The organism is Oleiagrimonas soli (genome assembly GCF_000761445.1).
Classification (GTDB): domain Bacteria; phylum Pseudomonadota; class Gammaproteobacteria; order Xanthomonadales; family Rhodanobacteraceae; genus Oleiagrimonas; species Oleiagrimonas soli.
This window is the reverse complement of record NZ_KN196470.1, coordinates 1,404,144-1,428,158: the sequence shown is the minus strand read 5'-3', so window position 1 is coordinate 1,428,158 and position 24,015 is coordinate 1,404,144. Positions and strand designations below refer to the sequence as shown.

At 66.6% G+C, this 24,015-nt stretch carries 25 protein-coding genes and 1 riboswitch; of the genes, 13 read left to right on the top strand and 12 right to left on the bottom strand.

Annotated features, from left to right (window positions below):
* Positions 1–78: 78 nt before the first annotated feature.
* The 3 genes from LF63_RS06265 to LF63_RS06255 all read left to right on the top strand — a co-directional run bounded on the left by LF63_RS06265 (position 79) and on the right by LF63_RS06255 (position 3,916).
* Complete coding sequence (locus LF63_RS06265) at positions 79–2,136, top strand: GGDEF/EAL domain-containing response regulator (RefSeq protein WP_043100402.1); 2,058 nt, start codon at positions 79–81, stop codon at positions 2,134–2,136.
* A 158-nt stretch (positions 2,137–2,294) separates the two neighbouring features.
* The gene (locus LF63_RS06260) at positions 2,295–2,681 is read left to right on the top strand and encodes a BlaI/MecI/CopY family transcriptional regulator (RefSeq protein WP_043100400.1); all 387 of its coding nucleotides are present in this window, start codon (positions 2,295–2,297) and stop codon (positions 2,679–2,681) included.
* Positions 2,678–3,916 (top strand): M56 family metallopeptidase, encoded by a 1,239-nt coding sequence (locus LF63_RS06255; protein ID WP_052394766.1) that lies wholly within the window; start codon positions 2,678–2,680, stop codon positions 3,914–3,916. Before LF63_RS06260 ends, LF63_RS06255 begins: the two co-directional genes overlap by 4 nt.
* Positions 3,917–4,046: 130 nt before the next feature.
* Here LF63_RS06255 and rplS read toward each other — a convergent pair whose 3' ends face one another.
* From rplS to LF63_RS06215, 8 genes are all read right to left on the bottom strand, one after another.
* Complete coding sequence (gene rplS / locus LF63_RS06250; protein WP_043100398.1) at positions 4,047–4,457, bottom strand: 50S ribosomal protein L19; 411 nt, start codon at positions 4,455–4,457, stop codon at positions 4,047–4,049.
* A gap of 18 nt (positions 4,458–4,475) precedes the next feature.
* Positions 4,476–5,252 (bottom strand): tRNA (guanosine(37)-N1)-methyltransferase TrmD, encoded by a 777-nt coding sequence (gene trmD / locus LF63_RS06245; RefSeq protein ID WP_043100396.1) that lies wholly within the window; start codon positions 5,250–5,252, stop codon positions 4,476–4,478.
* An 81-nt stretch (positions 5,253–5,333) separates the two neighbouring features.
* The gene (gene rimM, locus LF63_RS06240) at positions 5,334–5,849 is read right to left on the bottom strand and encodes a ribosome maturation factor RimM (RefSeq protein WP_043100394.1); all 516 of its coding nucleotides are present in this window, start codon (positions 5,847–5,849) and stop codon (positions 5,334–5,336) included.
* A gap of 2 nt (positions 5,850–5,851) precedes the next feature.
* Positions 5,852–6,109: a 30S ribosomal protein S16 gene (gene rpsP, locus LF63_RS06235; protein ID WP_043100392.1), complete on the bottom strand. Its 258-nt coding sequence runs from the start codon at positions 6,107–6,109 to the stop codon at positions 5,852–5,854.
* Between the two features lie 206 nt (positions 6,110–6,315).
* Positions 6,316–6,777 (bottom strand): GNAT family N-acetyltransferase, encoded by a 462-nt coding sequence (locus tag LF63_RS06230; RefSeq protein ID WP_043100391.1) that lies wholly within the window; start codon positions 6,775–6,777, stop codon positions 6,316–6,318.
* Positions 6,778–6,796: 19 nt separating this feature from the next.
* Complete coding sequence (gene ffh, locus LF63_RS06225) at positions 6,797–8,170, bottom strand: signal recognition particle protein (RefSeq protein ID WP_043100390.1); 1,374 nt, start codon at positions 8,168–8,170, stop codon at positions 6,797–6,799.
* Positions 8,171–8,262: 92 nt separating this feature from the next.
* Positions 8,263–8,862, bottom strand: coding sequence for a response regulator (locus LF63_RS06220; RefSeq protein ID WP_043100389.1), 600 nt, complete (start codon positions 8,860–8,862; stop codon positions 8,263–8,265).
* An 81-nt stretch (positions 8,863–8,943) separates the two neighbouring features.
* Entirely contained in the window at positions 8,944–9,333 is a 390-nt protein-coding gene (locus LF63_RS06215) for an RNA-binding S4 domain-containing protein (protein ID WP_043100388.1), read from the bottom strand.
* A 44-nt stretch (positions 9,334–9,377) separates the two neighbouring features.
* Here LF63_RS06215 and LF63_RS06210 point away from each other — a divergent pair, with 44 nt between their 5' ends.
* The gene (locus tag LF63_RS06210; RefSeq protein WP_043100387.1) at positions 9,378–9,803 is read left to right on the top strand and encodes a hypothetical protein; all 426 of its coding nucleotides are present in this window, start codon (positions 9,378–9,380) and stop codon (positions 9,801–9,803) included.
* Between the two features lie 3 nt (positions 9,804–9,806).
* On the opposite strand, the gene LF63_RS06205 is transcribed toward LF63_RS06210, so the two are convergent.
* Together LF63_RS06205 and LF63_RS15210 are read right to left on the bottom strand one after the other, a co-directional pair.
* On the bottom strand, positions 9,807–10,709 hold the full coding sequence (locus tag LF63_RS06205) for an AEC family transporter (RefSeq protein WP_184655035.1): 903 nt from the start codon (positions 10,707–10,709) through the stop codon (positions 9,807–9,809).
* Between the two features lie 152 nt (positions 10,710–10,861).
* Entirely contained in the window at positions 10,862–11,866 is a 1,005-nt protein-coding gene (locus LF63_RS15210) for a YadA-like family protein (protein ID WP_052394762.1), read from the bottom strand.
* Between the two features lie 307 nt (positions 11,867–12,173).
* Here LF63_RS15210 and LF63_RS06195 point away from each other — a divergent pair, with 307 nt between their 5' ends.
* From LF63_RS06195 to pnuC, 3 genes are all read left to right on the top strand, one after another.
* Entirely contained in the window at positions 12,174–13,289 is a 1,116-nt protein-coding gene (locus LF63_RS06195; protein ID WP_043100386.1) for a phosphotransferase enzyme family protein, read from the top strand.
* A gap of 45 nt (positions 13,290–13,334) precedes the next feature.
* A riboswitch (TPP riboswitch) is annotated at positions 13,335–13,432 on the top strand.
* Positions 13,433–13,488: 56 nt separating this feature from the next.
* Positions 13,489–15,654 carry a TonB-dependent siderophore receptor gene (locus tag LF63_RS06190; RefSeq protein WP_043100384.1) on the top strand — a complete coding sequence of 722 codons (2,166 nt, stop codon included), beginning with the start codon at positions 13,489–13,491 and terminating at the stop codon, positions 15,652–15,654.
* Positions 15,655–15,656: 2 nt separating this feature from the next.
* Positions 15,657–16,232 carry a nicotinamide riboside transporter PnuC gene (gene pnuC / locus LF63_RS06185; protein WP_043100383.1) on the top strand — a complete coding sequence of 192 codons (576 nt, stop codon included), beginning with the start codon at positions 15,657–15,659 and terminating at the stop codon, positions 16,230–16,232.
* A 106-nt stretch (positions 16,233–16,338) separates the two neighbouring features.
* Here pnuC and LF63_RS06180 read toward each other — a convergent pair whose 3' ends face one another.
* Positions 16,339–16,908: an NUDIX hydrolase gene (locus LF63_RS06180; protein WP_043100381.1), complete on the bottom strand. Its 570-nt coding sequence runs from the start codon at positions 16,906–16,908 to the stop codon at positions 16,339–16,341.
* Positions 16,909–17,060: 152 nt separating this feature from the next.
* Between LF63_RS06180 and LF63_RS06175 the strand changes: the two genes are divergently transcribed.
* Complete coding sequence (locus tag LF63_RS06175; RefSeq protein WP_052394760.1) at positions 17,061–18,566, top strand: amino acid permease; 1,506 nt, start codon at positions 17,061–17,063, stop codon at positions 18,564–18,566.
* A 63-nt stretch (positions 18,567–18,629) separates the two neighbouring features.
* On the top strand, positions 18,630–20,090 hold the full coding sequence (locus LF63_RS06170) for an amino acid permease (protein ID WP_043103297.1): 1,461 nt from the start codon (positions 18,630–18,632) through the stop codon (positions 20,088–20,090).
* A gap of 427 nt (positions 20,091–20,517) precedes the next feature.
* Here the strand turns inward: LF63_RS06170 and LF63_RS06165 are convergent, their stop codons facing one another.
* A complete protein-coding gene (locus LF63_RS06165) occupies positions 20,518–20,853 on the bottom strand; it encodes a high-potential iron-sulfur protein (RefSeq protein ID WP_200877536.1) in 336 nt (111 codons plus the stop codon).
* Between the two features lie 179 nt (positions 20,854–21,032).
* Between LF63_RS06165 and LF63_RS06160 the strand changes: the two genes are divergently transcribed.
* The 4 genes from LF63_RS06160 (at position 21,033) to LF63_RS06145 (ending at position 23,975) form a co-directional block, all read left to right on the top strand.
* A complete protein-coding gene (locus tag LF63_RS06160) occupies positions 21,033–21,674 on the top strand; it encodes a methylthioribulose 1-phosphate dehydratase (protein WP_043100375.1) in 642 nt (213 codons plus the stop codon).
* Positions 21,671–22,234, top strand: a complete 564-nt coding sequence (locus tag LF63_RS06155) for a 1,2-dihydroxy-3-keto-5-methylthiopentene dioxygenase (protein ID WP_043100374.1) — start codon at positions 21,671–21,673, stop codon at positions 22,232–22,234. Before LF63_RS06160 ends, LF63_RS06155 begins: the two co-directional genes overlap by 4 nt.
* 69 nt (positions 22,235–22,303) lie before the next feature.
* The gene (mtnC, locus tag LF63_RS06150) at positions 22,304–22,990 is read left to right on the top strand and encodes an acireductone synthase (protein ID WP_043100373.1); all 687 of its coding nucleotides are present in this window, start codon (positions 22,304–22,306) and stop codon (positions 22,988–22,990) included.
* A 7-nt stretch (positions 22,991–22,997) separates the two neighbouring features.
* Entirely contained in the window at positions 22,998–23,975 is a 978-nt protein-coding gene (locus tag LF63_RS06145) for a C13 family peptidase (protein WP_081945254.1), read from the top strand.
* The last annotated feature ends 40 nt before the right edge of the window (positions 23,976–24,015 follow it).

Genomic DNA, 24,015 nt, shown 5'->3' with positions numbered 1-24,015 from the left:
GTTGTACGAATGGAGTACAACCGCACCTTGATGCACTGCGGCATGCGGCCGCTCCCCACGGAACCCATACCCCCCGGCATGAAGCAGAACAACGTCATCCGCATCCTGTTCATCGAGGACTCGGTCGAGAACGCCGAGCAGACGATCAGCCTGCTGCGCAACCACGGCATCGCCGTGCGCCCCGCGCAAGCCACCAACGAGGCTGAACTCGAACACGCACTGCAGGAGCTGGTGCCGGATCTGGTGATGGTCAACCCGAACGTGCGCGATCTGCAGATCACCGAGATCGCGCGCTATCTGGAGGCCACCGGCAAGGACTTCGCGCTGACCGGCATCGTCGACGAAATAAGCAACGAAGTGGTCTCCAAGCTGTTCGCCGCGAAAGTGCGCAGCGTCGCCCTGCGTTCGGAACCGGAGCAGGCGCTGATGGTGATCCGGCGCGAGTTCGATGCACTGAGCACACGCCGCTCGGTGCGTCAGCTGGAAGCGTCGCTGCGCGAATCCGAGCGCCGTTGCGACGCCCTGCTCGACTCCTCCCGCGACGCCATCGCCTACGTGCACGAAGGCATGCACGTGCGCGCCAACCGCGCCTACCTGGAAATGTTCGGCTACGAGAGCTTCGACGACATCGAAGGCCTGACCCTGCTCGACATGGTCGCCAGCGAGAACGCCGACGACTTCAAGGCGCTGCTGAAGCGCCTTTCGCGCGGCGAGAAACCGCCCAAGCGCGTCGAACTGAAGGCCATCAATGGCAGCGGCGAAAGCTTCGATGCTTCGGCCGAATTCGCCCAGGCCACGTTCGAGGGCGAGCCCTGCCTGCAGATCATCTTCCGTCGCAAGGCCGTCAGCCCCGAACTGATCGAGCAACTGCAGCGCGACAGCGTGACCGGCATGTACAACCGTTCGCGCATGCTGGAGATGATCGAAGACGCCGTCAGCGATGCCGCCAAGGGCAGCGGCCATCAGGCGCTGCTGCTGATCGAGCCGGACAACTGGAAATCCATCATCGAAGGCATTGGCCTGGCCAACACCGACGCGCTGATGGCCGCGCTCGCCGAGCGCATCGAAACCAAGCTCTCCGACAACGAACACGCCGGACGCCTGGGTGACCACACGCTCGGCATCCTGCTCACCGAGCACACCGACAGCCAGGTGCAGACGCTGGTCGACGCGCTGCTGTCGGTCGGCGACGAAGGCATCATCGAAGCCGGGCAGCATTCCATCACCCTGCATCTGAGCGTCGGCGGCACCCTGCTGGGCGAGAAGAACGCCAACACGCGGGAGCTGCTCGAACAAGCCGGCAACGCCCTGCACAGCGCACAGACCCAGGGCGGCCACCGCAGCGAAATCTACGATCCGGCCGCCAGCGAGAAGGAAGAAGCCGCACGCGAACAGCATTGGCTGGAACTGGTCGAGCAAGCACTCGAGGACGACGGTTTCATCCTCTACCAGCAGCAGATCATCAGCCTGCAGGACGCCGAGGGCGAGTTCTCGGAAATCCTGCTGCGCATGAACGGTCCCAATGGCGAGGTCCTGCCACGCTACTTCCTGCCGGTGGCCGAACGCGCCGGACTGATGCCGAAGATCGACCGCTGGGTGCTGGGCCAGGTCATCGAAATGCTGACCGAGAGCGCGCGCGAGAAGCGTATCGCCACCTACTTCGTGAAGCTGACGCCGCAGTCGTTGCAGGATGCCACGCTGATGCCCTGGTTGAGCAAGCGCATCGCCGACGCCGGTCTGCGCCCCGGTTCACTGGTGGTGGAGATGCCAGAGAGCAAGGTGCTGACCACGCTGAAGCCGGCGCAGGATTTCGTCAACGCCCTCAAGGAAACCGGCGCCAAGTTCGCACTGGAACAGTTCGGCTCCGGCCTCAACTCCTTCCAGGTGCTGCAGCATGTCGACGCCGACTACCTGAAGATCGACCGCAGCTACATGAACAAGCTGACGCAGAACCCGGAGAACCGCGACAAGATCGCCGACATCTGCCTGAAGGCGCAAAAAGCCGGCAAGCTGACCGTGGCCGAGTGGGTCGAGGATGCGGCCAGCACCCCGCTGCTATTCGCCTGCGGCGTCGACTTCGTGCAGGGCAACTTCCTGCAGGAACCGGAAAAGATCATCGCCTACGACCTGGCCTGAGGCCGGTCCTCGGCCGTAGCCCCGCACGGGGCTGCCTGACTGCTCCCCTGCGGACATCGCGCTCCTTCGCACGACACGCTGCTGCCTTCTCACAGCTCGCTTGACACAAAAGATTACGTGTGTAATCTGAAAGCAACTTGATTACATGTGTAATAGAAATGCCCAGGATCACCATCAGCGAAGCCGAGAGCCGGGTCATGCATGTGCTTTGGTCGCAGTCGCCGCTCAGCGCGGACGATGTCGTGGCCGCCCTGGCCGACCATACCGACTGGCATGACAAGACCATCCGCACCCTGCTCAACCGCCTGCTGCGCAAAGGTGCGCTGACGCACGAGCGCGACGGTCGACGCTATCTCTACAGACCCGCCGTACGCCGCGAGGACTATGTCAGCCAGGAAAGCCGCAGCCTGATCGATCGCCTCTTCGGCGGCCGCGTCGCGCCGATGCTCGCGCACTTCCGCGAACACGAGGCGCTCAGCGACGACGACATCGCCGCGCTGCGCAAACTGCTCGACGACATCGATCGCGAGGAGGACGGCGCATGAGCCCGCTGCCGATCACGATGCTGCTGGGCTTCACTGGCGGACTGGTGCTGACCCTAGCGCTGCGTCGCGCACTACGCCGCCATTTCGGCGCCCGTCACGCGTACACAGCCTGGCTGCTGCCGATCGTCACCGGGCTTGCTCCGTGTCTCCCGAGTGCCGCATGGACACCGGACTGGAGCATGACGCTGCCGACGCTGCGCATCGCCAGTGGACCGGTCACGAACAGTGGCTCGTCCACGCATGCCGCGATCTGGCTGGCGCTGGCCTGGGCGACTGTCGCCAGCTTCCGCATGGTTCGGCTGCTGTGGCAGTTCATGCGCGTTCGCCGGGCCATGCATCCGCTGCCCGACGCCTTGCGGCAGGAATGGCAACGCGTCCTGCCGACCTCTCCCATGGCGCGGATACGCCTGCACCCGCTCGGCCCTGCGGTGATCGCGGGCTGGCCCAGTCGCATGCTGCTGCCTGTCGATTTCACGACGCGCTTCGATCGCCGCCAACAGCGCCTGATCCTGCTGCACGAGCAGACGCACCTGCGCCGTGGCGACGCCTGGTGGAACCTGCTGGCCGAAACGCTGTGCGCCCTGCTTTGGTTCCACCCGCTGGTCGGGTTCGCGCGCAACCGCTTCCGCACCGACCAGGAACTGGCGTGCGATGCCTGCGTGCTGCGCGCTCATCCGCAGGACCGACGCGATTACGCCCACGCGCTGCTGCGGGGCATCGAACGGCCGGCTGTTCCGGCGCTGGCCGCCTGGCTCGACGAGCCGCATCTGAAGGAGAGATTGCTCATGATCCACAACCGCGCCCATCACACCACCGCACGCACCCGCGGCGGCCTCGTCGTGCTGACCCTGCTGATCGCCTGCAGCGCCTTCGCCGCGCACGCCATGCAGGCCTCCGGCCATGCGGATGAAGCCGTCACGAAGCCGGTCGTGTTCAGCAAGAACCACATGCCGCCGGCGCCGATCTATCCGGAATCGGCGAAAAAGAACCGTCAGGAAGGCACCGTCATCGTGCTGGCCAAGGTCGGCACGGACGGGCGAATCCTCAGCGCCAAACCCGAACCGGGCAAGGTCGCGCCGGCCCTGGTCGATGCCGCCGTCAAGGCCGTGTCGTCGTGGACGGTGAAACCCGCGCGCGACGCCAAGGGCAACGCCGTCGTCGCCTGGGTGAAGATTCCGATCAAGTTTGCCCTGGGCAAGGATCAGGACGCCGGCAAGAAACCCGCTTCGACCTGAACGCCGAACCCATTCCGCACGAGGCGGACCGCCAAGGAACACGCCACGAAAAGTCAGGACGACAGGCACGCAAAAAGGCCGCGCAGATGCACTGCGCGGCCTTTTTCGTAGGCATCGCCGGCTGGCGGGCTTACTCGGAAGCAGCGGCCTTGGCGGCAGCTTCGGCCTTGGAAGCAGCCTTGATGGCCTGCGCCGCGGCGATGTCTTCCTTGATGCGGGCCGCCTTACCTTCCAGACCACGCAGGTGGTACAGCTTGGCGCCACGCACCTTGCCCTTGCGCTTGACCTCGACGGAGTCGATCTGCGCGCTGTGCGACTGGAACACGCGCTCGACGCCGGTGCCGTGCGACATCTTGCGCACGGTGAAGGCCGAATGCAGGCCGCGGTTGCGCTTGGCGATGACGACGCCCTCGAACGCCTGCACGCGCTCGCGGTTGCCTTCCTTCACCTTCACGTTGACCACGACCGTGTCGCCGGTACCGAAGTCCGGCAGCTTGCGGGTCATCTGCTCGGATTCGAACTGTTCAATGATCTTGTTCATGGCATACCACCGATGTTTTCAGTCCTGGGGCCCGGTCCCGGCCTCAAGGTGTTGTGCCGCGAAATGCTCGCGACGGAATTCGTCCAGCAATGCGCGGGATTCCTCATCCAGCACGCACTGCGCCAGCAGGTCGGGTCGACGCAACCAGGTCCGTCCCAGCGACTGCTTGCGGCGCCAGCGGCGTATGGCCGCGTGATCCCCGCCCAGCAGCACCGGCGGCACCGTCCCCAGCGCGTCCGTCTCCGGCCGCGTGTAGTGGGGGCAGTCCAGCAGGCCGTCCGAGAACGAGTCCTGCTGCGCCGACTGCGCATCGTTCAATGCGCCGTCCTGCAACCGGCCCACGGCGTCGATCACGACCGCCGCGGCCAGCTCGCCGCCGGACAACACGTAGTCGCCGACGGAAATCTCTTCGTCCACCTCGTGCGCCAGCAGGCGTTCGTCCACGCCCTCGTAGCGCCCGCAGAGCAGTGCCACGCGCGGCCTCGCGGCCAGCTTGCGCACCCTGTCCTGCGTCAGCCGCGCTCCCTGCGGACTGAGGTAGACCACGTGCGTCGGTTCGTCCGACGCCTCCCGCAGCGCGCCGAACAGCGCGCGCAACGGTTCGATCATCATCACCATGCCCGGACCGCCACCGAAGGTGCGTCCGTCCACGGTGCGGTAGTTGTCGGTGGCATAGTCGCGCGGGTTCCAGGTTTCCACCTGCAACAGGCCGCGTTGCTGCGCTCGCCCGACCACGCCGACTTCGCTGCACTGCCGGACGAAATCGGGAAACAGCGTGATGACGTCGATCCGCATGTCGTCCCACCGTCCCGGCAGCCGCGTGCCGCCTTCTACCGTTTGCCGCGGCGCATGCGCCGCGTCGTTCCATCCCGTTCGTCAGAACTCCGGGTCCCAGTCGACTTCGATGCGCTTGGCGTCGAGATCGATGGACACCACGTAGGTTTCCAGCACGAACGGAACCAGATGTTCCTTGCCGCCGCCGCGCACCACCATCACATCGTTGGCACCGGTAGCGAAAAGATGGTGCACGCGCCCCAGCGGAACGCCTTGCGTGGTCACGACCTCGAGGCCCTCCAGGTCGCACCAGTAATACGTGCCGTCTTCCGGTTCAGGCAGCGCCTCGCGTGGAACGAGGATGTCGCTGCCGATCCATTCGGCGGCCTGGTCACGATCTTCGATACCGGGCAGCTGGGCGATCACACCCTTGCCCTGCTCGCGTCCCGTGACGCCTTCCATCTCCGTTTCCGTACCCGGCGCTTTGACGAGCAGCCAGGGTTGGTAGTCGAAGATGCGCGCGCGCGGTTCGGTCCACGATTCCAGCTTGACCGCACCGCGTACGCCCGACAGTCCGACGATGCGCCCCACCGGGACGCGCCGACCGACGTCGGTCATGCTCAGGCAGCAGCCTGCTGCTTGCCGGCTTCCTTCAGCAGGGCGCGGACCTTGTCGGTCATCTGTGCACCCTTGGACACCCAGGCGTTGGCCTTGTCCACGTCCAGCTCCAGACGCTTGTCGGCACCCGACGCCACCGGATTGTAGAAGCCCAGACGCTCAATGTTGCGGCCGTCGCGCTTGTTGCGCTGATCGGTCACGACGATGTGGTAGAACGGACGGCCCTTGGCGCCGCCGCGCGCAAGACGAATCTTAACCATTGATTTCAACTCCGAAGTTGCCGGACACCCGGCAGCCGCACGCGACGGTGCGTGGTAAACGCGACATTTTAACGGAAAATCGCGAAAAAGGAAGGCCTTTCGGCATCCCGAAAGAACCAGCAAGCACACTCGGACTGCATCCAAGCGCCGAATGGCCGATGGGCCTGCACAACATCCATGATCGCACTACCAGAAATCGCCTTCTCTCAAGCGACTTCGTATACCTTGCAGACGATGCCGTCCTCGTGACGATGGACCCGAAAGCCCAGCGCTCCGTAGTAGTCCAGGGCCACGTCGTTGTCGGCGCCGATATATGCCTCGATCCGCTCCAGACCCGCCGCATGCGCAGCATCCCGGATCGCCGCGAAGAGACCCCGACCGACGCCTTTTCGCGCCGCGCTCGGACGGACATGCGTACCGATGATGCCCCAGCCGACCGGCGTCCCGTACGAATTGCCTTCCCGAGCCCGCTTCAGAGACTGCAGACCGAGTATCCGGCCATCGTCATCGACGGCCACGGAACACTGAACGCGGTCGGGATCGACGATGTAATGCCTCAGGACGAATGCCGCATCCCCCGGCTTCGTGCGTTTTCCCGCAGCGACAAGCTCTTCGAGCACATCGCTGATCGCCTCGGCATCGTCAGGAATCGCTCCCCGAACGTTCACGACAGCATCCGACGAGCGCTCAGCGCATCGGCGGCATGCCGCCGCGCATGCCCTTCATCGCACCGCGCATCTGACGCATCAGGCCCTTGCCGCCGCCCTTGCCGAACTTGGACATCATCTTCGACATCTGCATGTACTGCTTCAGCAGGCGATTGACGTCGGCCGGCTGCGTGCCGGAACCGCGCGCCACGCGCGCCTTGCGCGAGCCCTTCAGCAGATCCGGGTGACGACGCTCCTTCTGCGTCATCGAATTGATGATGGCGATCATGCGCTTGACCTCGCCATCGTTGGCCTTCTGCTTGACGGCCTCCGGCAGCTGCCCCATGCCCGGCATCTTGTCCATCAGGCCGGCCAGACCGCCCATGTTCATCATCTGCTCGAGCTGGTCGCGCATGTCGACCAGATCGAAGCGCTTGCCCTTCATGACCTTCTTGGCGAGGTTCTGGGCTTTCTCGTGATCGACCTTGCGCTCGACCTCCTCGACCAGGCTGAGCACGTCGCCCATGCCGAGAATGCGCTGCGCCACGCGATCCGGATGGAACGGTTCCAGCGCGTCGGTCTTCTCGCCGGCGCCCAGGAACTTGATCGGCTTGCCGGTGATGTGGCGCACCGACAGCGCCGCGCCGCCGCGGGCATCGCCATCGGTCTTGGTTAGCACCACGCCGGTCAGCGGCAGCGCATCGGCGAAGGCCTTGGCGGTGTTGGCCGCATCCTGACCGGTCATGGCGTCGACCGTGAACAGGGTCTCGATCGGATTCAGCGCCGCGTGCAGGCGCTGGATCTCCTCCATCATCTTCTCGTCGACGTGCAGACGACCGGCGGTATCGACGATCAGCACGTCGACCAGCTCGCGCTTGGCGGCGGCGACGGCGTTCCTGGCGATGTCGACCGGGTCCTGACCCGCCTCGGACGGGAAGAAAGCCACGCCGACCTGCTCGGCCAGCGTCTGCAGCTGCGCGATGGCGGCCGGACGGTAGACGTCGCAGCTGACCACCATCACCTTCTTCTTCTGCCGCTCGCCGAGCAGGCGCGCCAGCTTGGCCACGGTCGTGGTCTTGCCCGCGCCTTGCAGACCCGCCATCAGCACCACGGCCGGCGGCTGCGCCGCCAGATCGAGGGCCTCGTTGGTCTGCCCCATCACCGCGGTCAGTTCGTCGCTGACCACCTTCACCAGGGCCTGGCCCGGCGTCAGGCTTTTCAGCACCTCCTGGCCGACGGCGCGCATCTTCACGCGGTCGACGAGCGCCTGCACCACCGGCAGGGCAACGTCGGCCTCGAGCAGCGCGATGCGCACCTCGCGCAGACTTTCCTGGATGTTTTCCTCGGTCAGACGGCCGCGGCCGCGCAGGCGCTGGACGGTCGAGGACAGGCGTTGGCTAAGCGATTCAAACATGGGGCGGACTGGCGTGCCGGAAACGTCCAAGTATAGCGGACTGGAGCGCACATACGTCGCACCCGCGCATCGCGTTCAGGTGCAACGAGCCATCAGACGCGCGACGCATCGCCGGCCGCATCGCCATCCACGCCGGCCAGATCCCCCGGATCGGGCATCGCCACGTCGGGAATCGCGGCCATTTCCTCTTCGGACATGCTCGACAGCGCCGCCGGACTGATGTCCTCCTGCCGAGCCACCATGCGCCCGGATTCCACCAGGCGGCGGATGCGGTCGAACACTTCCGCGCGACCGAACGGCTTCTTCATGAAGTCGTCGGCGCCGAAGCGCTGCACGTAGAACTGTTCGGTGGCCTGCACGTTGCCGCTGATCATCACGATGGGAATGTCGCGGGTGCGCTCGTCGTGGCGCAGCGCGCGCAGCACCATGAAGCCGTTCATGCCCGGCAGCACGATGTCGAGGAAGATCAACGCGGGACGCTCGCTGCGCGCCAGTTCCAGCGCCTGCTCGCCATTCTCTGCCGGCAATACGGCATAGCCGTCCTGGATGAGCAGCTTGGCCAGCACGGCGCGGATGGTCGACGAATCGTCGACCACCATCACGCAGGCGCCCGCCTCGGCCTGCAAGCGCGGCTGCTGACGACGGTCGGCCTGCCCTCCCAGCAAGCGTCGGAACACATTGATCGAAGGCATGACCGCGCCTCCCCTCCTGATTGCGATCCACAGTGTGCGTGTCCGCGCAGCTCGGCGCAATCGGACATGCGAACGATGCCGTCAGCTCTGTTCCTTGATGCGGCGCAGCTGACGCCGCGCCTGCTTGTCGGGTTTCCCCTGCGGCGCGACCGGCCGCGACAGGCGGCGCATCTCGCGCTGCTCCTCGCGCGCCTGTCGGCTCGACTCGCTCTCGCGATAGAGCGTTTGCGCCACGCGCGCCGGACCGCGCACCGCGGACACCGCCAGCACCTCGACCTCGAACCGCTCCTCGCCACGCGTGACGCGCAGGCGATCGCCGATCTTGATCATGCGCGAGGGTTTGCACGGACCGTCGTTGTGCTCGACCTTGCCGCCATCGATGGCCTCGCGGCTCAAGCGGCGAGTCTTGAAGAAGCGCGCGGCCCACAGCCAGAGATCCGCGCGCACCGTGTCGTTGTTCGATTCGGTCATGACTGGATTATGCTGGATCGCGACCCGCGCATCAGGAAACGGACATGGATCTCGGCTTCGACCCGAAATGGCTGATCGTGGCGCTGCCGCTGATCGTCGCGGCATGGAAATGGCTGCGCAGCCACAACGACACCACCCTCGCCCCACCCGCCGCGCCGACCACGGATGCGGACATCCAGCGCCTGGTCGACGAGGGTCGCACCATCGAGGCCATCAAGGCCATTCGCCAGAAATACGGTTACGGCCTGCAGCAGGCCAAGACGCACTTCGACGCGCTGCAGGCCAGGCGGTCGCCACGCCCGAACACCGACCCGACGGTGTCGCCCGCGAACGACGCGGACATCCAGCGCCTGGTGCGCGACGGGCGCGCCATCGAAGCGATCAAGGCGATTCGCGAGAAACATCACTGCAGCTTGCAGCAAGCCAAGGCCTACTACGACGCGCTCCGCGCCACGCAGGGTCGGACCTGAAATTCAGCCGGGCAGCAGCAGATCGCCCAGCGGCACGGTCAGCAGCGAAAGCACGATGCCGATACCGAGGATGCTGTTGGCCAGGTCGGTATCCAGCTCGTATTCGCTGACCAGGATCGCGGCCGAGATCATCGGCGCCATCGCCGCTTCCAGCACGCCGACCGTCAGCACCAGACCGTGCAGCCCCGACGCCAGCCCGAGCGCCAGGCACAGCAAGGGACCGATCAGCAGCTTCCAGCCCAGACCGCCGGCAATCACGCCCGCCTGACCGCGCACGCCGCCGAGATGGAATTGCATGCCGACCGCGAACAGCGCCAACGGCGTCAACGTCGCGCCCAGCGGCGACAGCACCTGATCCACCATCGGCGGCCAACCGCCCAGCAGACCCACGACGATGCCCAGCAGCAGCGCCAGGAACGCCGGGAAGGTGAAGATCTTGCGCAGCACGTGATGCGGATGCGGCGTGCGCCCGGCATACAGCGAGGCGACCACGATGGCGGCCGAGGCCAGCAGTGGAAACGTACCCAGCTGATCGGCGACGACCGCCAGCTTCAAGCCTTCCTCGCCGTGCAGCGCATGCACCAACGGGTAGCCCATGAAGCTGGTGTTGCCCAGACCGCAGACCAGTACCAGCGTGCCGGTCCGCGCCCGCGACCAGCCGCGCCAGCGACCGACCAGGGCGAACAGCAGCCAGGCGCCGAAGAACACCAGCCACGAAGCCGCGATGGGAAACCACAGCGCTGCCTGGAAACGCAGCTTCGGAATCAGCTCCAGCACGATCGCCGGCAGGGCCACGTACAGCACCCACCAGTTCAGCGCGCGCGCCATGCCCTCGGGCGGACGCGCCAGACGCGCCACCAGCGCACCCAGCAGCAAGCATATGAACAGCAGAAGCAGTGCGCCCATGGACATCCGGCATGCAAACCAAGCCTGTCATTGAACACCAAGGCCGCGCATGCGCCAACCGTGCGCAAAAAAAGCCTGCGCGGATCGATCCACGGCCGATCCGCGCAGGCAGGACGTCCGCGCCCATTCAGGGCAGGCGCGGGAACGTCGAATCACCAGCCGGTGCTGACGCCGAAGCCCGCCGTGCTCTGGCCGCTGCTGAAGGCCGCGCCGAGGGTGAAGGTCGAACGGCTGCCCAGATTGCGCTGATAGCCGAACGACACGGCCTGCTGGCCGCCCTGGAAACCGACGCCGACCGCGACGCGGTTGGGCGTGCGTCCGCCCGCGGCGCTGGCCGTCATCTGCGCCATGGCCGTGCTCATCGCGCCGCTGCGGTTCAGATGCCGGTTGGTGCGGTCGATGCGCTGGAATACGTCGTCCTTGAAACGGCTGTAGTCGAGCGTGATGTCCTGCACGCGCATGTCGGTGTAGGCATTGGCTTGGCTCAGCGTCTGCGTCGACTGTGCATTGCTGTAGCTCTGCGCCGCGGACAGCGTGGCGGCATCGCCGGCATCGGCGTAGCTCTGCGCGGTGGAAAGCGTCGCTGCGTCACCTGCATCCGCATAAGCCGCCGCGGAAGTCGTGACGCTCTGCGCGGTGGCATGGAGCTGATCCAGATTGACCGCATCGGTGCCGTCGACCGCAGTCGAGACGTTGGTCAGGCGACGCTCGCTGCCGCTGGCGCCGAAAGACACCGTGTTCAGACCGGAGCTCTGCGCGCCGAAGCCCATCATCATCGCGCCGCCGGAACCCGCGTCGATGCGGAACACGCTGTCGCTGGCCGAGCCGTCCGCGCCACGGTCCTGGATCATGAAGTAGTTGGCGCCGCCATTGTTGGAATCGTTGACCACGATGCCCCAGTCATTGGTCGGAAACGAGCCCGTGGAGCTGGTGTCGTTGAAATCGATGCGCAGGTTGTTCTCCTTCAGGCGCAGCGTGTCGAAACCGAAGTTCTCGTTGTTGACGCAATCCACGCCCACGCACTGACTGCCCTGCACGATCTGATCGTCCGGCACGACATCGTCTGCAAGCGCGATACCCGGTGCGCCCAAGGCGACGCACAGACTGGTGAACAGAACGACTCGACCGAAGCGACGGCCCGGAACGGCGACTTTCATGGTATTCCCCTGATGACGGCACGCGCGAGATGGCGGACCGCCGACGCGCGTGCCAAGCGCCCGCGGTAAACGCAGGCGCACGCGCCGACCCGGCATGAAGATGCCGATCTCAACCCGCGCAGACGTTTCCCCTTTCGATCACGAATGCGATCTGCGTCTCACTTTGTAGGCATGCAGCGCACCGGCAATGTATCGTTTGGTTTATGCGCGCCCGATCGGCGCGCCCGTCCGCACGCCGCACGGCCATGGTTTCCAGCACGCGCCGCTGCCGGGATAATCCTCGCTTCTCCTAATCGCACCGGATGTCATGAGCCATCGAGTCCACGGTCTCGCCGATGACGATGTCGCGCCCGACTGGCCCGCACTGACGCACGAGGAAATCGCGCAGGTCCTGGCGGCCTTCGGATTCACCGCGACGGACGCGGCGACCTGGCGCAGTCCACGCCCCCTGTCGGCCGCCGCTCTGGCGTCGACCACGGACGGCGTCGTCTTCGTCAAGCGCCATCATCGCAATGTGCGCTCGCCGGAAAGTTTGCGTGAGGAGCATCGCTTCATTGCCCATCTGCGCGCGCACGACATGCCGATTCCTCGCGTGTTCGAGGACCGCGCAGGCGACACCGCGCACGCAAGCGACGGGTGGGTCTACGAAGTGCACGCCCGCGCACGCGGCGCGGACCTGTACCGCGAAGCGATTTCCTGGTCGCCGCTGCGCCGCCTCGATCACGCACGCGCCGCCGGCGCCATGCTCGCGCGACTGCATCGCGCCGCCGAGCACTACCGCGCAGCGCAGCGCAGCACGCACATACTGGTCGCGCGCGACGACCTGCTGCGCGCCGACGACCCCATCGCCACGCTGGAACGCCAGCTCGACGAGCGTCCCGGCCTCGCCGCCTATCTGGACCCACGTCCATGGCGCGAGGATTTCGCACGCTGGATATTGCCGCGACATGCGCGGCTGCAACCGTTGCTCCGCGATCGCCCTCGCGCGTGGGCGCACAACGACTGGCACGCCTCCAATCTGTGCTGGAGCGACGATGGCCGGGTCGCCGAGGTGGTCGACTTCGGCCTGTGTTCGCCGACCGGCGCGCTGTTCGACCTCGCCACCGCGATCGAACGCAACGCCATCGCCTGGCTGGAGCTCGCGCGCGGCGCCGATGCCGTGTTCGTCGACTCGGCGCGGGCATTGATCGACGGCTATGCCGCCATCGCACCGCTGACCGATGACGACCGCCGCGCGCTGGCCGAACTGCTGCCGCTGGTACACGTGGAATTCGCACTGTCCGAGGTGGAGTACTTCCAGGCCGTGACCGGCTCCACGGCCAACGCCGACGTCGCCTACGACACGTTCCTGCTCGGCCACACGCGCTGGTTCGACAGCGCGCACGCACAGCCGCTGCTCGACGCCATTCGGCGCGGCGCGTGAGCAGCGCGCTTTGCGCACGCATCGATCCGTGTTCCAATACGCGTCTTCGTGAAGCGGGGGTGCCTGGCGTACGGCCGGGCTGAGAGAGTCCCTTGGAACCTGATCCGGTTGATACCGGCGTAGGGAGCTTCGACAGGCGCAGTCCGTCCGGACTGTGCGGTCGCCGTCGCTTCGTGTCCATCGAACCGACGAGTCGACCATGTCCCGAAACGCTCCCCGCACCGCCCTGTTCCTCGCCCTGCTCGCCGCCGGCGTCACCGCCCATGCGCAGGATGCCGCGCACGCACAGTCTTCGGCCACGCCGCTGGCCCCGGTCAGCGTGCAGGCCGCGCCCGAACGTCACGGCGCCAGCGTCGGCAGCATCGACGGTGCGTCGCTACACGACACACCAGCCAGCGTCAGCGTGATCGACCGCCGCCAACTCGACGACCGCCAGCCGCGCAGCATCAGCGACCTGGCCAAGCTCGACGCCTCCATGGGCGACAGCTACGCATCGGTCGGCTACTACCAGGACACCACCATCCGCGGCTACGCGCTGGACCTGGCTACCGGCTTCCGCATCAACGACCTGACCGTCGCCGGCGCACAGCGCTTCGGCCTGGAGAACAAGCAGAGCGTGCAGATACTGAAAGGCCTGGCCGGTCTCGATGCCGGCGTGGTCGCGCCGGGCGGCGTGGTCAACTTCGTCACCAAGCGCCCGGCCAAGGTGCGCAGCGTGACGCTGGGCACCGACTCGTACGGTTCGCGCTACACCGCGGTCGACCTCGGCGGCTGGCTGACGCCGACCTTCGGCCTGCGCTTCAACGGCGCCTGGGAAGGCATCCACAGCTACGTCGACCATGCCAACGGCCGCCGTAACTTCTACGCGCTGGCCGCGGACTGGAAGATCAGCGACCGCGCCGTGCTGCGCCTGGACAGCGACTACCAGACCGTCGCCCAGCGTTCGGTCTCCGGCTATCAGCTGCTCGGCGGCACCACGCTTCCGGCCCATCCCAGCCGCACCCAGATGCTCGGCTACGAGCCGTGGCAGCTGCCGGTCGGCATCGAGTCCAGCAACACCAGCGCGCGACTGGACTACCACTTCAGCGACCAGTGGAACCTGCGCCTGGCCGCCGGCCACAGCCGCAGCGTGATCCAGGACAACGTCGCCTTCGCCTACGGCTGCTTCTACACCGCCGCCTGCGCCAACGGCGCCACGCCCGGCAACTATTTCGCGCCGAACGGCGACTACGACATCTACGACTACCGCAGCCCCGACGACACCCGCAACAACGACGAGGCCAAGGCGACCCTGATCGGCCACGTCGAGACCGGCGCCCTGCGCCACACCCTGAGCCTGGGCGTGGATGCCTTCCGTCGCACCGTCGATCAGCGCCCGGACGTGTACGACTACGTCGGCAGCGCCAACATCGACCAGCGCAATCCGCCGGTGTACGCGCCGTCGCCGAACCAGCCCGGTCCGTCCGCGCGTCGCCTGACCAGCTGGCAGCGTTCCGCGCTGGCGCAGGATCGCGTGCAGTTCGGCGACCACTGGCAGGTGCTGGCCGGCGCGCGCTTCCTGCGTCTGGACGAACGCGCCTACGACAGCGCCGGCGCGCCCGAGCGCCATACGCGCTTCAGCCAGACCCTGCCGCAGGCCGCCGTGCTGTGGCAGCCGACCGACGACGTGACCGGCTACGTCAGCTACAGCGAGAGCCTTTCGCTGGGCCAGGAAGCTCCGTACTGGACCAGCAACGACGGCGAAATCCTGCCGCCGCTGCTGTCGCGCCAGATCGAGACCGGCGTGAAGGTCGACACCGACGAGGGCGTGTCGCTGAGCGCCGCGCTGTTCCGCATCCGCCGCCCCTACCAGTTCGCGCAGCCGGACGCCTCCGCCGCCGGTTACACCTTCGTGCAGCGCGGCCAGGCCGTGCACACCGGTCTGGAACTGGGCGCGCACGGGCAAGTGACCGACCACCTGCGCATCGACGCCAGCGCCGCCTGGCTGCGCGCCCGCGCACAAAACACCGGCACGCCGTCGTACGAGGGACACCAGGTCGTCAACGTGCCGGCGCTGCGCACCTCCGTGTTCGCCGAGTACACGCTGCCGGCGCTGCCGAAGCTGGCCCTGCTCGGCGGCTGGCGCTACAGCGGCGCCAAGGCTGCGACCGCCGACGACCGCACCCGCGTCAGCGCCTACAACGTGTTCGATGCCGGCCTGCGCTACCGTGGTCGCTTCATGGATCACGCGCTGACCTGGCGGCTGATGGTGAACAACGTATTCGACCGCTTCTACTGGCGCGACACCGGCAGCGCCTTCGGCGACTACTACCTGTTCCCGAGCGCGCCGCGCCTGGCGCGCCTGTCCGTCACCTGGGACTTCTGACGGTGACCTGGCTCGAACTGTTCGGTTCGGCGCTCAGCATCTGGGCCGTCTGGCTGACGGCCCGCAGGCGCATGCTGAGCTTCCCCATCGGCATGCTGTCGGTGATCGTGTATGCGTGGATCTTCGTGCAGGCGAAGCTGTATTCGGACACGCTGCTGCAGGTCCTGTTCGCCGGCTTCATCGTCTACGGCTGGGTGCGCTGGATGCGCAATCTGGACGACGACGGCCGCGTGCGCATCGCACCGCTGCCGTTGCGTCGCGCGCGCAACAGCGTGGCGGTCGGCGTGCTCGGCGCGGTGCTGCTGGGCTGGAGCATGCATCGCTACACCGACGCCGCACTGCCTTGGCTGGACGCCGCGCTGACCGCCTTCAGCCTGGTCGCGCAGTACTGGCAGGATCGTCGCCACACCGCCGCCTGGTGGCTGTGGATCGTGGTCGACACGATCTACATCGGCGAATACGTCTATAAGAACTTGTACATCACCTCGGCGCTGTACGCTGTGTTCGTCGGTCTGGCCGTGATGGGCTTGCGCGCCTGGCAGCAGGCCGGTCGGGACGCCCTGCTGCAGCCGTCCTGACGCAGATGGACCCGCCTGCCGAGCGGACGCGCCGGGCGCTCAGCCCGGCGTGGCCGCGTATGCGTTACCGCGATCCAGCCAGCGCTGCGCCAGACGCGCCGGGCGCTCAGCCCGGCGTGGCCGCGTATGCGTTACCGCGATCCAGCCAGCGCTGCGCCATGCGCCGCAGGGAGCCGTCCAGCGTCGGATCGGCGGCGATGTCGGCAATGTCTCGCCAGGCCAGCGCGTTCGACTCTTCATTGATGGACACGCGCTCGTCATCGCCGGCACGAAGCACGTAGCGCACGTCGTAGTGCCAATGTTCGGGCTCGACGCCGCGCGCGGGAATGCGGTGGCGGTCTAGATCGTAGATACCGCCCTCGACGGCCAGACCCCGCACGCCGGTTTCTTCTTCCGCCTCGCGCAGCGCCACGCGCTTCAGATCGACATCGCCATCGGCATGCCCGCCCGGCTGCAGCCAGCGGTCGAGCTTGCGGTGATGCATCAGCAGCGCGCGCCGGCCGTTACGGCTGACCAGCCAGCACGAAGCCGTGAAGTGCCCTTCCCGCCGCGCGCGCTCGAACGCGTGCACGCCGTCCTCGGCCAGGGTCAGGAACAGCGCTGCGGTTTCGCGATCGGCGGTTGTTTCGGCGTAGGCGCGCAGCGCCGCGCGCAGATCGTCCAGGTCGTGGGGCATCGGTTTGCCTTGCAAAAACGGGCAGCCTGCCCGTTCCGGACAAAGTCGGCAAGCATGTGCCGGCCATGACTTCTGTCCTTGTACGGGTGTCGGGAGTTTGGCATGGTACGCCGGCTATGCCGCGCAATCGTGGCAGTATGCACAGAACAAGAATGAAGCAGGCGCAACATGGCTTGCGTCGTCGCGCTCACTCGGGGAGACCATCGTCCATGAAGAACCTGTTCATCACCAAGCCGGTGCATGCCGAACCACACGTGGTGGCCGGCGAGGAAGTGTCACTGGCCAAGACACTGAATTGGCGCCACCTCATCATGCTGGGCATCGGCGCCGTGATCGGCGCAGGTATCTTCGTCATCACCGGCACCGCGGCCGCCGAGCATGCCGGCCCGGCCATCATCCTCAGCTTCGTCTTCGCCGGCATCGCCTGCGCCTTCGCGGCCCTGTGCTACGCCGAATTCTCGGCGATGATCCCGGTCTCCGGCAGCGCCTACAGCTATACCTACTCGACGCTCGGCGAAGCCGTGGCGTGGTTCGTCGGCTGGAGTCTGGTGCTGGAATACCTGTTCGCCGCCTCCACGGTGGCGGTCGGCTGGGCCGGCTACACGCTGAGCTTCCTGGATCAGTTCGGCCTGCACCTGCCGGCCGCGCTGCGCGAAGCGCCCTTCACCTTCAAGCACGAAGAATTCGTCTGGACCGGTGCCTGGTTCAACCTGCCGGCAGTGCTGATCATCGGCGCCATCGCCATGCTCTGCTATCGCGGCATCAAGGAATCGGCCACGGTCAACGCCGTCATCGTGGCGCTGAAGGTCGGCGTGGTGCTGCTGGTGGTGATCTTCGGCGCGCATTACGTGCATCCGGACAACTGGCACCCGTTCATTCCGGAGAACCAGGCCCCGGGCGTCTACGGCTGGTCCGGCGTGTTCCGCGGCGCTTCGATCGTGTTCTTCGCCTACATCGGCTTCGATGCCGTCTCCACCGCGGCGCAGGAAGTGAAGAACCCGCAGCGCGACATGCCCATCGGCATCATGGGTTCGCTGTTCATCTGCACGCTGCTGTACATCGCGATGGCCGCGGTGCTGACCGGCATGCTGCCCTACACCAAGCTCGGCACCGCCGAGCCGGTCGCCACGGCGCTGGCCGCGGTGCCGCAGCTTGCCTGGCTGAAGACCGCCGCCGAACTGGCCGCCATCGCCGGCCTGAGCACGGTGATCCTGGTGATGATGATGGGCCAGCCGCGCATCTTCTACGCCATGGCCAACGACGGCCTGCTGCCGAAGACCTTCGGCAAGGTGCATCCGAAGTTCCGCACGCCGCACCGCGCTACGGTGATCGTCGCCGTGATTGCCGCCGTCATGGCCGCCTTCCTGCCGATCAGCCTGCTCGGCGACGTGGTGTCGATGGGCACCCTGGTGGCCTTCGCCACGGTGTCGGCCGGCGTGCTGATCCTGCGCTATACCCAGCCGGACCTGAAGCGCTCGTTCCGCGTGCCCATGGCCATCCTGGTCTGCCCGCTGGGCGTGCTCGCCTGCCTGGCGCTGATCTGGATCATGCCACTGCGCAACTGGCTGATTCTTCTGGTATGGACCGTGATCGGCTTCGTGGTCTATTTCAGCTACGGCTACAAGCACAGCAAGCTGCGCAAGGCGCAGCAGTCGTAATCGTCGCGACGCCGGCCCCGTGCCGGCGTCCCGTCTTCACGCCATCCGGTACCGCCCATGTCCATGCTGCACCAGTTGTTCGCCCGCAAAACCTCGTTCCGCGACGATGACGACACGCACGGCCCGGGGCTCAGGCGCACGCTGGGACCATGGGGCATCACCGCGCTGGGCATCGGCGCGGTGATCGGCACCGGCATCTTTGTGGTCACTGGCACGGCGGCGGCCGAGCATGCCGGTCCGGCGGTGCTGATCTCGTTCATCCTGGCCGCGATCTGCAGCGGCTTCTCGGCGCTGTGCTACGCCGAATTCGCCACCCTCATCCCGATCTCGGGCAGCTCCTATTCCTACGCCTACGCCACGCTGGGCGAGATCGTGGCCTGGTTCATCGGCTGGAACATGGTGCTGGAATACGGCATCTCGGCCTCGGCGGTCGCCACCAGCTGGACCGGCTACTTCAGCAGCATGCTGCACGATTTCTTCGGCATCCAGTTGCCCGCGGCGCTGACCAACGCACCGCTGGCCTTCACCGACGGACACCTGGTGGGCACCGGCGCACTGTTCAACCTGCCCGCCGTGGCCATCGTGCTGGCGCTGACCTGGCTGTGCTACATCGGCATCCGCGAATCCTCGGGACTCAACGCGGTGATGGTGCTGCTCAAGGTGGGCCTGATCCTGGCCATCATCATCGCCGGCGCACGCTACGTGGACACGTCCCACTGGCATCCGTTCATTCCCGAATCGCAGGGGCACGACAAGTACGGCTGGTCCGGTATCTTCCGCGGCGCGGCGATGGTGTTCTTCGCCTATATCGGTTTCGAGGCCACCTCGACGGCCGCGCAGGAGTGCAAGAACCCGCAGCGCGACCTGCCCTTCGGCATCATCGTCTCGCTGGTGTTGTGCACGCTGCTGTATCTGGGCATGGCCGCCGTGATGACGGGCCTGGTGCCGTATTCGCTGCTCGATACCGCCGATCCGGTCATCACCGCCATCCGCGGCCACTCGGAACTGAACTGGCTGCGTCCGCTGGTCGAAGTCGGCGCGCTGATCGGCCTGTCCTCGGTGATTCTGGTGATGATCATCGCGCAGCCGCGCATCTTCATGATCATGGCGCGCGACGGCATGCTGCCGAAGGTGTTCGCCAAGGTGCATCCGCGTTATCGCACGCCGCACATCAATACCCTGATCACCGGCTTCGGCATCGCCGTGCTGGCGGCGATCTTCCCGCTGGACCTGCTGGCCGACCTGACCTCGATGGGCACGCTGATCGCCTTCACCGCCGTCTGCGCGGGCGTGCTGATCCTGCGCTACACCGCGCCGGACCTGAAGCGCACCTTCCGCGTGCCGTGGGCGCCGCTGATGTGCTCGGCGGGCGTGCTCAGCTGCCTGTTCCTGCTGTCGCAGATGAACTGGTTCAACTGGACCCTGATGGCGGTCTGGACCGTGATCGGCCTGGCGATCTATTTCGGCTTCGGCTACCGCCACAGCCACCTCCGCCGGCCCGGAATCGTTGGCGAAAACCAGTGAACATACGCAAGGGTATGGAATGCCCGGCTTCGAGATCAGCTGACATTTCAATGCCAGGGCACTGATTTTGAAGACCTTTCAAAATCGCCGACCGATTTAACGCAACGATAACTGGCTGCGGCCAGTACTGGGGAGTATCATCCCCAGTCCGCGGGTTATTCACTTGGCAGTGGGCCCCGGAATGCCGCTCGGGCGCGTCTGGCGGGTCAGCTCCTCAGCCAGGCGCGCTCGGGTAGCACCTTTCCTCGCCCGATTCGGGCACCCCCATCCTCTCCCGCAATGCGCTCCATGCGCATGCTTTCGCGCGTGCAGGCGACACACGCCGCTACCTCACTACCGCGTCGCCCCCGACCCGCAGACGCGACGAAGGCCGGACAAGCCGGCCTTCGCGAACAACGATGACGGCGACGCAGGTACGCGCCGGCGATCAGGCCTTCGGTTGATGCGACACGCACCAGCCCTTGGCGCTGACGTCCTTGCCGGGGAACAGCTGACACGGCCCCCAGGCAGCGCCCGCCTTGCCCTGGTAGAACTGGCAATTGGAACAATCGTCGCCGGCCTTGTGCTTCGGGTTGCTGGTCTTGGTGTTGTCCTCGACATAACCGAGCGCCTGCGCAGTGCCATCGGACGGCGACAGATGCGGCAGATCGGCGGCTCGCGCCAGACGCGGCATGATGCCCGCCACCGCCGCCACGGCAGCGGTGCCGGCCGCGACCTTGAGGAAATGTCGCCGGGATTCGATCATGGAGTCCTTGCTAGTCATCGTGACACCTCGCTGGGAAGAAAACGTGTGCGGCGGCGGTCGAGTCTGCCGCAATCGGACCGATAGTACACCCAGTTTTCGTGCATATCCTGAACGGTGAGAATGGCTTGCATTCAGCATTTGCGCACGCTTTCCGCGTGCTATGATTCGCCCCTGTTTGGACGTCCAAATATCACCGCATGAGCGCATCCCCCACCTACGATTCCGCGCAGCTCGCCGCATGCGCCACGGCCATCGCCGACGCCGCGCGCGAATTCGCCGCGCTGGGCTGGACGCCGGCCACCAGCAGCAACTTCTCCATGCGCCTGGACGACGCGCACGTGGCGATCACGGTGTCCGGACGCGACAAGGGTCGCCTGGGCGCGGACGACATCATGGTCGTGGACATGCAGGATCGACCGGTCGGCACCGACCTGCGCCCGTCCGCGGAAACCGCGCTGCACACACAGATTTACCGCCGTTTTCCGGACACGCGCGCCGTGCTGCACACGCATTCGCGCACGCAGAGCGTGGCCTCGCGCCTGTTCGGCAAGGAAGGTCGCGTGCGTCTGCAGGGCTGGGAACTGCAGAAGGCGATCAGCGGCCACACCTCGCACGAGAGCACCCTGGACATCCCGGTGTTCCCCAACACCCAGCACATGCCCGAACTGACGGCGCGCATCGACGCCTGGCTGGATACCGGTCGGCCGCTGCATGCCTACCTGATCGACGGCCATGGCCTGTACGCCTGGGGCCGCAGCATGGACGAGGCCCGCCGTCACCTGGAAGCACTGGAATTCCTGCTCGGCTGCGAGCTGGACCTGAGGAGACTGTCTTCATGAGCCGCCTGCGTATCTACGACGAAAACCGCGGCGACGCGGCGCTGTCCGAACACCTCGATCATGCAGAGATCGCCCGCGAACTGAACCGCGTCGGCGTGCGCTTCGAGCAGTGGGAAGCTGCCCATCCGATCGCGCCGGGCGCGGCGCCGGACGACGTCATCGCTGCCTACCGCGAGGACATCGATCACCTGATGGCCAACGAGGGCTACCAGGCCGTCGACGTCATCAGCCTGCAACCGGATCACCCGGAACGCGCCACCCTGCGCAAGAAATTCCTCGACGAGCACACCCACAGCGAGGACGAAGTGCGCTTCTTCGTCGCCGGCGCCGGCCAGTTCACGCTGCACATCGAGGGCAAGGTCTACGAGGTCCTGTGCGAAGCTGGCGACCTGATCGGCGTGCCCGACGGCACCCGTCACTGGTTCGACATGAGCGAAGCGCCCTACTTCGTCGCCATCCGCCTGTTCACCAACCCGGCGGGCTGGGTCGCCAACTTCACCGGCGAGGACATCGCCGAGCGCTTCCCGCGCATGACGCCGCACGCCTCCGCGGCGCACTGACGCCGCAACGACGAGACGCCGAACGCGGCGAGGCGCTATGCTCGCCGCTGGTTCCCATTCGCGCACGCCATGTCCGCCATCCGCGCCATCGTCACCGACATCGAAGGCACCACCAGCTCGATCCGCTTCGTGCACGAGGTGCTGTTTCCCTATGCCCGCAAGCGCCTGCCCGCGTTCGTCGAGACCCACGCCGACAAACCAGAAGTACAGCACTGGCTCAGCGAGGCCGCGCGCGAGGCCGGCTTCATCGAGGCATCGCGCAACGAGGTCATCGACCTGCTGATCGGCTGGATCGACAGCGACCGCAAAGCCACCTCGCTGAAGGCGCTGCAGGGTCTGATCTGGGCCGAAGGCTACGCCAGCGGCGACTATCTCGGCCACGTCTACCCCGAGGTCGCCGATCGCCTGCGCGCCTGGCATGCCGCCGGCATCCGCCTGTACGTGTATTCCTCCGGCTCGGTGGAGGCGCAGAAGCTGCTGTTCGGTCACAGCGAGGCCGGCGACCTGACGCCGCTGTTCAGCGGCTACTTCGACACCCGCACCGGGCCGAAACGCGAGACGGCCTCCTACGCGCGCATCCTCGAAGTCCTCGACGAACCCGGCGACCAGGTGCTGTTCCTGTCCGACGTGGTGGCCGAACTCGACGCCGCGCGCGCCGCCGGCATGCGCACCACGCAACTGTGCCGACCGCCGGAGACCTGCCCGACCCCGGCGACGCACCCCTGCGTGGCCGACTTCGACGCCGTCGAGGCGTGACGTGCGCATGCGACTGCGCGGACTGCTGATCGGCGCCCTCGGCGCGCTGTTCGCCCTCGGCGCGTCGCACCTCGTCACGCGCGCGCAGGCGCAACATGCCCAGACGCCTGCCGACGCGGCATCGTCCGCACCGGCCGCACCCGACCCGTGGGCGCACTGGCCCGAGAACGGCCCCACGCCGGAACAGGTGATGTACGCCCAACCGCGCCTGATGCGCGAGGCCGTGGCCCGACTGAAGCCGCAGGACCCACACAAGATCGACCTGTACCTGATCGCCTTCGCCGGCGACGGCAGCGAGAACGTGTTCCGCAACGAAGCCCAATACGCGGCCAGACTGTTCGCGCAGCGCTTCGGCGCACAGGGCCACACCCTGGTGCTAGAGAACAACCCGGCCACGCTGGAACGCGCGCCGCTGGCGAACTGGAGCAACCTGGAAACCGCCCTGACCGCCGTGCACAAGGCAATGGACCCGAAGCAGGACATTCTGGTGCTGTACCTGACCAGTCACGGCAGCGCCGACCACTACCTGCTGGTCGACATGGACCCGATCCCGCTCGATCAGATCGGCGCGAAAGATCTGGCCGGCATCCTGGCCGAGCATGCCTTCCGCTGGAAGGTGGTGGTGGTCAACGCCTGCTATTCCGGCGGTTTCGTGCCGCCGCTGCAAGGCGCGGGCACGCTGGTGATGACCGCCGCGCGCACCGACCGCAGCTCGTTCGGCTGCGGCAGCGAATCGCAAATCACCTACTTCGGCGACGCCTTCCTGGCGCACGCGCTGAACCGCACCGACGACTTCATCGCGGCCTTCGACATGGCACGCAAGCGCATCGCCGGCTGGGAAAAACGCGACGACCTGACGCCGTCCGAACCACAGATCGCCGTCGGTCCCGGCATCCGGGCGCAGCTGGCGGCCTGGCGCGCCCAGGTTCGCATCGGCAAACCGCTTCCGTTCGCGCCGCCGGCGTCCGCGTCGACGGCGCCCTGATGTCCGCGCCCGGACGCCGCTTGCCGCGGCGCGCAACGCC

Coding starts and splice junctions, on each gene's coding strand:
- LF63_RS06170 (WP_043103297.1), top strand. CDS start 18,630: ATGCTGCACCAGTTGTTCGCCCGCAAAACCTCGTTCCGCGACGATGAC.
- LF63_RS06195 (WP_043100386.1), top strand. CDS start 12,174: ATGAGCCATCGAGTCCACGGTCTCGCCGATGACGATGTCGCGCCCGAC.
- LF63_RS06165 (WP_200877536.1), bottom strand. CDS start 20,853: ATGACTAGCAAGGACTCCATGATCGAATCCCGGCGACATTTCCTCAAG.
- LF63_RS06180 (WP_043100381.1), bottom strand. CDS start 16,908: ATGCCCCACGACCTGGACGATCTGCGCGCGGCGCTGCGCGCCTACGCC.
- LF63_RS06210 (WP_043100387.1), top strand. CDS start 9,378: ATGGATCTCGGCTTCGACCCGAAATGGCTGATCGTGGCGCTGCCGCTG.
- LF63_RS06265 (WP_043100402.1), top strand. CDS start 79: ATGAAGCAGAACAACGTCATCCGCATCCTGTTCATCGAGGACTCGGTC.
- LF63_RS06205 (WP_184655035.1), bottom strand. CDS start 10,709: ATGGGCGCACTGCTTCTGCTGTTCATATGCTTGCTGCTGGGTGCGCTG.
- LF63_RS06255 (WP_052394766.1), top strand. CDS start 2,678: ATGAGCCCGCTGCCGATCACGATGCTGCTGGGCTTCACTGGCGGACTG.
- mtnC (WP_043100373.1), top strand. CDS start 22,304: ATGTCCGCCATCCGCGCCATCGTCACCGACATCGAAGGCACCACCAGC.
- LF63_RS06160 (WP_043100375.1), top strand. CDS start 21,033: ATGAGCGCATCCCCCACCTACGATTCCGCGCAGCTCGCCGCATGCGCC.
- rplS (WP_043100398.1), bottom strand. CDS start 4,457: ATGAACAAGATCATTGAACAGTTCGAATCCGAGCAGATGACCCGCAAG.
- LF63_RS06220 (WP_043100389.1), bottom strand. CDS start 8,862: ATGCCTTCGATCAATGTGTTCCGACGCTTGCTGGGAGGGCAGGCCGAC.
- LF63_RS06175 (WP_052394760.1), top strand. CDS start 17,061: ATGAAGCAGGCGCAACATGGCTTGCGTCGTCGCGCTCACTCGGGGAGA.
- LF63_RS06145 (WP_081945254.1), top strand. CDS start 22,998: ATGCGACTGCGCGGACTGCTGATCGGCGCCCTCGGCGCGCTGTTCGCC.
- LF63_RS06215 (WP_043100388.1), bottom strand. CDS start 9,333: ATGACCGAATCGAACAACGACACGGTGCGCGCGGATCTCTGGCTGTGG.
- ffh (WP_043100390.1), bottom strand. CDS start 8,170: ATGTTTGAATCGCTTAGCCAACGCCTGTCCTCGACCGTCCAGCGCCTG.
- LF63_RS15210 (WP_052394762.1), bottom strand. CDS start 11,866: ATGAAAGTCGCCGTTCCGGGCCGTCGCTTCGGTCGAGTCGTTCTGTTC.
- rpsP (WP_043100392.1), bottom strand. CDS start 6,109: ATGGTTAAGATTCGTCTTGCGCGCGGCGGCGCCAAGGGCCGTCCGTTC.
- rimM (WP_043100394.1), bottom strand. CDS start 5,849: ATGACCGACGTCGGTCGGCGCGTCCCGGTGGGGCGCATCGTCGGACTG.
- trmD (WP_043100396.1), bottom strand. CDS start 5,252: ATGCGGATCGACGTCATCACGCTGTTTCCCGATTTCGTCCGGCAGTGC.
- LF63_RS06155 (WP_043100374.1), top strand. CDS start 21,671: ATGAGCCGCCTGCGTATCTACGACGAAAACCGCGGCGACGCGGCGCTG.
- LF63_RS06190 (WP_043100384.1), top strand. CDS start 13,489: ATGTCCCGAAACGCTCCCCGCACCGCCCTGTTCCTCGCCCTGCTCGCC.
- LF63_RS06260 (WP_043100400.1), top strand. CDS start 2,295: ATGCCCAGGATCACCATCAGCGAAGCCGAGAGCCGGGTCATGCATGTG.